This window comes from Dysgonomonas sp. Shenzhen-Wh21 (assembly GCF_043392705.1).
GTDB lineage: Bacteria > Bacteroidota > Bacteroidia > Bacteroidales > Dysgonomonadaceae > Dysgonomonas.
In genome coordinates this window covers 1-4,921 of sequence record NZ_JAIXHZ010000100.1, presented here as the reverse complement: position 1 = coordinate 4,921, position 4,921 = coordinate 1, and the positions used below count along the sequence as shown (strand labels likewise).

Annotated in this window: 4 protein-coding genes; all 4 read right to left on the bottom strand. The window is 37.3% G+C overall.

Translation table 11 applies throughout. From position 1 onward, the window contains the following. Window positions 1-53 precede the first annotated feature (53 nt). A complete protein-coding gene (locus LDB17_RS06510) occupies window positions 54-227 on the bottom strand; it encodes a hypothetical protein (protein WP_167755419.1) in 174 nt (57 codons plus the stop codon). A gap of 384 nt (window positions 228-611) precedes the next feature. After that, window positions 612-1,826, bottom strand: coding sequence for an anaerobic glycerol-3-phosphate dehydrogenase subunit GlpC (gene glpC / locus LDB17_RS06505; RefSeq protein ID WP_252636463.1), 1,215 nt, complete (start codon window positions 1,824-1,826; stop codon window positions 612-614). Beyond that, window positions 1,807-3,084, bottom strand: a complete 1,278-nt coding sequence (glpB, locus tag LDB17_RS06500) for a glycerol-3-phosphate dehydrogenase subunit GlpB (RefSeq protein WP_252636464.1) — start codon at window positions 3,082-3,084, stop codon at window positions 1,807-1,809. The genes glpC and glpB overlap by 20 nt, the downstream gene beginning before the upstream one ends. A gap of 7 nt (window positions 3,085-3,091) precedes the next feature. Further along, window positions 3,092-4,708, bottom strand: coding sequence for an anaerobic glycerol-3-phosphate dehydrogenase subunit A (gene glpA / locus LDB17_RS06495; RefSeq protein WP_252636465.1), 1,617 nt, complete (start codon window positions 4,706-4,708; stop codon window positions 3,092-3,094). Between the last annotated feature and the right edge of the window lie 213 nt (window positions 4,709-4,921).

The following is a 4,921-nucleotide window of genomic DNA, read 5'->3' as shown; positions in this document are numbered from 1 at the left end:
ACTTCTTAGAGTAGTTTATGTAAGAGAGGTAGGGCTGGAATAAAAACAATTAACTACTTATCATTAATTATTTTAGAAATATCAACATGCTTGAATATTTCTTTAAATATTTTCAGTATCTCCATATATGTTGGTGATAAATTATTTATAGCTTCATAATTATCAAAGATATTATAATCATTCACGTTCATATTCTGAGTTGTTTTTATACTGTAGACTTTTGACATAATATTTTATATTTTATAAAGTTTATAATCCCATCTGTAATAATAGCAAAACAACAAAATAACCCGATCTGAAATTATAAATAGTTCTACTACTATGCTCTATAACAAATATACGAATAATATACTTTTTTCACTAATTTTAGGACAAGAAAAAGCTTCGAAAAGTTTCGATTCGAAACAAACCAACATCTACATCTATAAAGCAATCAATTACAAGTCTTTGAAAACGCTATAAGATACGATACACAAATTAAAAAGGTAAATCATTAGCTCTATCTGAAAAAATATAAGATAAGATACCTTTCGCTATCCTATAAAACACTGAAATGCTCGAAACCCTATTCGAAACTACGTTATACCCTACTTAATTTATTATATTTACCTCTAAGCCAAAGCTTCTGCCAATATAGAAATTGGATGTTCACAACGTTTTGCAGTCGACATTTCTATCTGCCACTTACAAGTTTCGCAATCTGTCACTATATAATCATAATCCTCTGCTTCAATTTGGTTAAAAAGAGACTCTCCTATATCTTGCGAAGTTTTATAATTTTCTTTCTTAAAACCATAGGTACCTGCTATACCACAACACTGTGAATCTAATACTTTGAGCTCGATATTCGGAATTAATTTCAACAGCTCTATCGAATAATATGACCAACCCAATTTCTCCATATGGCATGGGGTATGATATGCTACCTTTATTCTTTTATCTTTCAACTTCAGCTTTGTTTCGGTTGTACTCAATAGCCTGTAGATATAGCGTGTAGCAAGCTCAACATGCTCTCTGACATCCTTGGTATCGATCCCCAATAAGTGCGGATATTCGTCTCTTATCGTGAAAGTACAGGTAGACGATGTTGCAACCACGGGTATATTTTTCTCCAATATAGACTCGCGAATAGATGCTATATTTGTTCTAGCCTGTTTTTTGGCTTGATTAATAAACCCATTAGAAATCAATGCAACGCCACAACACTTTTCTTTCTTTAGTAACTGCACACCTATTCCCAATGAATTGAAAACCTTAATCAAGTCTTTCCCCAACTGTGGATTATTATAATTGGCATAGCAACCATGAAAATAACTCACTTGCTTCGCAAATACCTTTTGTTCATTAGCATGTTTCTTATACCAGCCCTCGAATGTACCCAACGAATATTTTGGAAAAGTTCTGCGATGATCTATCTTAAATACAGAATCGAGTACAGACTTTACAGGACTCAAACCGAGAGTTGCATTCACTATTGGAGCAAATGGCGTGGCAAAGCTACCAACCAGATCCGTATTTGCTAAAATGAAATCCCGAATCTTGGGTTTCTTTTTACTATATTTAATTCTGGCAGATTGTATTATATCGCCAATCTTAACATTCGACGGGCAAGCAACCTCACATCTTTTACAATTGATACAATACTTCAAAGCTTCATCATAAAAATCAGCTTCTTTCAGACGCAAGCGTTCACCATCCGGCCCGGCTTGCTTTGGTCCCGGATAATCGGGATTAACAGCAGCTACAGGACAATAAACAGTACAAACGGTGCATTTTATACATTGTTCAAAGTTATTTTCACTTATATTATGTTGTTGCAAATTCATAATTCTCCCTATTTATTTTTATTATGCTTTCGGCTATACTTAGTGCACTCAGAATAGACACACCGGCTCCACAGCCTTCTTTTATAGGATTGAATCCTTCGAGGATAGCTCCTGAAACATATAGATTATCCAATGCAACTCCGCTCAAAAGTCCTCTGAAATTATTATCTGTTTTAACACCAAACTCCTGATAACCTTGTGCATCAAACATTTTTGAGCTATACCATTTTTGCCTGTTATCTGAATAACTAACATCTAAGTTAAAAATTGGCTCATATATCCGATCCGATGTGGCAATCAACCCTTGACTAAAATAGCTTCCTGTAGCCAAAATATAGGTTTTGCCCACCAAAGGAATGTCTCCATGATTGAATGAATAAACCCTCTTTATCGTGTTATTCTCTATATCTGCCTTTTTAATGCTATCACCAAGCATATATACGCCTCCCAGTTTCAAAAAATAATCATGAAGATATTGCTGTGTATAAATCCCAACAATAGAAGGCGGCATCGTAGGAATCAGCAAGATTGGCTTATTTACCTCTTTTTGTAAATCCTGAAAGGCTATTGCATTTAGCCCTATGCAAGCCGGTAAAATAATAGCTTCGCTATCTATACTTTTATCATTTAATATTTTAGCTAAAAGATTTATATTTCGATCCAAAACCCGAGCAATATTAGTTGATCGCATTTCGGTCGGATTACGCCTGAGATAATCTAAATCGGGAATATCAAACAAATGAATGTCGCTCTCTGTCCCTAGCTTCAAAAACTCATCAGCTACAAACTGCGGATAAAAGTCAAGAAAGCCAACAGGATTGAATATCGAAACTTTTTTCCATCTTAGCCTATCCATTCGTTCACTTGTTGCAAAGCCGAAAGAGGTCAGCCATGTTGGTTTTAATGTCCCCATTGGAGTAATTCGGTAGTGATTCGCATCACCACACCCAAACATAGGAAGCCCAACATTTGTAAAAAAAATTTCCGCATCAGAAACGAAACGAGCAAATCCATCTATCCCTAATTTTGCATAAGGATGGTTGGGCATTTGCTTTATTAAATCAGGCAAAGCGGACAAAGGATTATCCACCGCTGTTCCGTCAGGTAATGCATTCAATAGATCGCACGAACCGGAAGAAAAATGTAAAGCACTTTGTCCGGAAGATACAATAACACAACGTTCCCCCTGTTGAGCCAATTTGATACCACAAACAAGCCCCGACAATCCACCTCCTATTATAATCGTATCAAACTTCATAATATAATTATTTTTCAACTGAATCTAACCCGCACACCCCTTGATAAACCCAAGCAGTATATTCGCTTTCACGCAAAGTATCGCCCCATGCTATAGGATAGATGCCCTTCCAACGCTCATTCAAGAAAGAAGATAAATCATCTTTTACTCTCTTACTACAAAACCGTTCAGTACTTCGCATTACACCGGATGCTCGACAAGCACAAAGCTCTCCTTGGCAAGTCCCCATACCAATGCGTGTTCTTCGCCTTAAATCGACAAGACTTTTCACATTCAGTTCATCCAACGCATATTTTACTTCGCCTACCGATACGCCCTCACACTCACAAACTAGACTGTTATCTAGTTGTGTATTGTCCATGAGCTTTTCGGCCAAGTCTCCATGACGATATATCGCAGCTTTTCGTTGCGTAGCGGGCAACGAAATTATTTTTTTATTTATTTCTTCTATATTTTCTCGAGATCCCGGCAATCTCTCTTCGGCCGTAGTGCATGGCGACGAAACATTCAACTTCTTACACACAAGGTCTGTCGCCCATTCTGCCATCAAACGATAAGTCATCAGCTTACCTCCCGTTATCGTTATATAACCTTGCAGTCCATCACGTTCGGCATGGTCTAGCAGTATGATACCACGACTGACATTTCGTCCCGTAGGTTCATTATCGGATGCAACTAACGGTCTGACTCCAGCATAGGCTCTCAAAATACGAGTTTGTGCCAATCGTGGGGCAAGCTTTTCTCCTTCTCTTATGAGAATATCAACCTCTTGAGGAGTCACAGTCATGTTATCAATTTCATCGTATGGAATATTCATCGATGTTGTTCCGATCAGAGAAATAGTATCCCCCGGAACCAAAATATCCGAATCGGCAGGTTTTCGGCATCGATTAAGCACCACATTATTAACACGGTGACCAAAAATCAATAAAGAACCTTTGGCGGGTAACATTTTCACTGTAACACCTGCAAGCATAGAAATATGCTGTCCCCAAATTCCTCCGGCATTGACAACAGTCGAACCATATATCTTTTTTGTTTCTTTCTCTTTATGATCAAATACCTCTACTCCAATTATGCGATCCTGTTCTCTCAACATCCCTATTACTTCATGGTATGTCAATATCTTTGCTCCATGATCTCTTGCATCTATCATGTTGGATGCCGTCAGACGAAACGGATCTACTGATCCATCCGGAACTTTTACTGTTCCTACTATCAACGGATTGGCAGAGGGCTCGAGTAAGAGCGCTTCTTTTGGATCTATTATATCAGCTCTTATCCCTGCAAGATTACAAGCCTCTACAAATTTTGCCTGATAGTTTATATCATCTTCCGGAAGTGTTAGAAACAAACCATTGGTTTCTTCGATGCAATGGCTGGCTATTCGTTTCAATATCATATTTTCTTTGATACATTCTTCAGCAGACTCTCTATCAGTTACAGCATAACGCGCACCACTATGCAACAATCCATGATTACGTCCTGTAGCACCTGTAGATATATCGTAACGCTCGAGCAAAACAGCATTCAATCCCCTACGGGAGCAATCTCTAGCAACACCCGCTCCGGTAATTCCGCCACCGATGACTATAACATCAAAAACATCTGAAGAAGATTTCATAAGAATAACTTTTATGATAATTCACAAATATACGAAACTATTCGAAATACAAAAGAAATATATCGAAACATTTTGTAAATAAAATAAGAGGATAGAAATTAAATCTACCCTCTAATTACGATGTTGATATATAAAACTATATATAATTAAAAGACAACTTGAAGCCTGCCTTGAATAGCATTAATAGTTTCTCCTGCGGCCAAAGGATTTGTA

Coding starts and splice junctions, on each gene's coding strand:
- LDB17_RS06510 (WP_167755419.1), bottom strand. CDS start 227: ATGTCAAAAGTCTACAGTATAAAAACAACTCAGAATATGAACGTGAAT.
- glpC (WP_252636463.1), bottom strand. CDS start 1,826: ATGAATTTGCAACAACATAATATAAGTGAAAATAACTTTGAACAATGT.
- glpB (WP_252636464.1), bottom strand. CDS start 3,084: ATGAAGTTTGATACGATTATAATAGGAGGTGGATTGTCGGGGCTTGTT.
- glpA (WP_252636465.1), bottom strand. CDS start 4,708: ATGAAATCTTCTTCAGATGTTTTTGATGTTATAGTCATCGGTGGCGGA.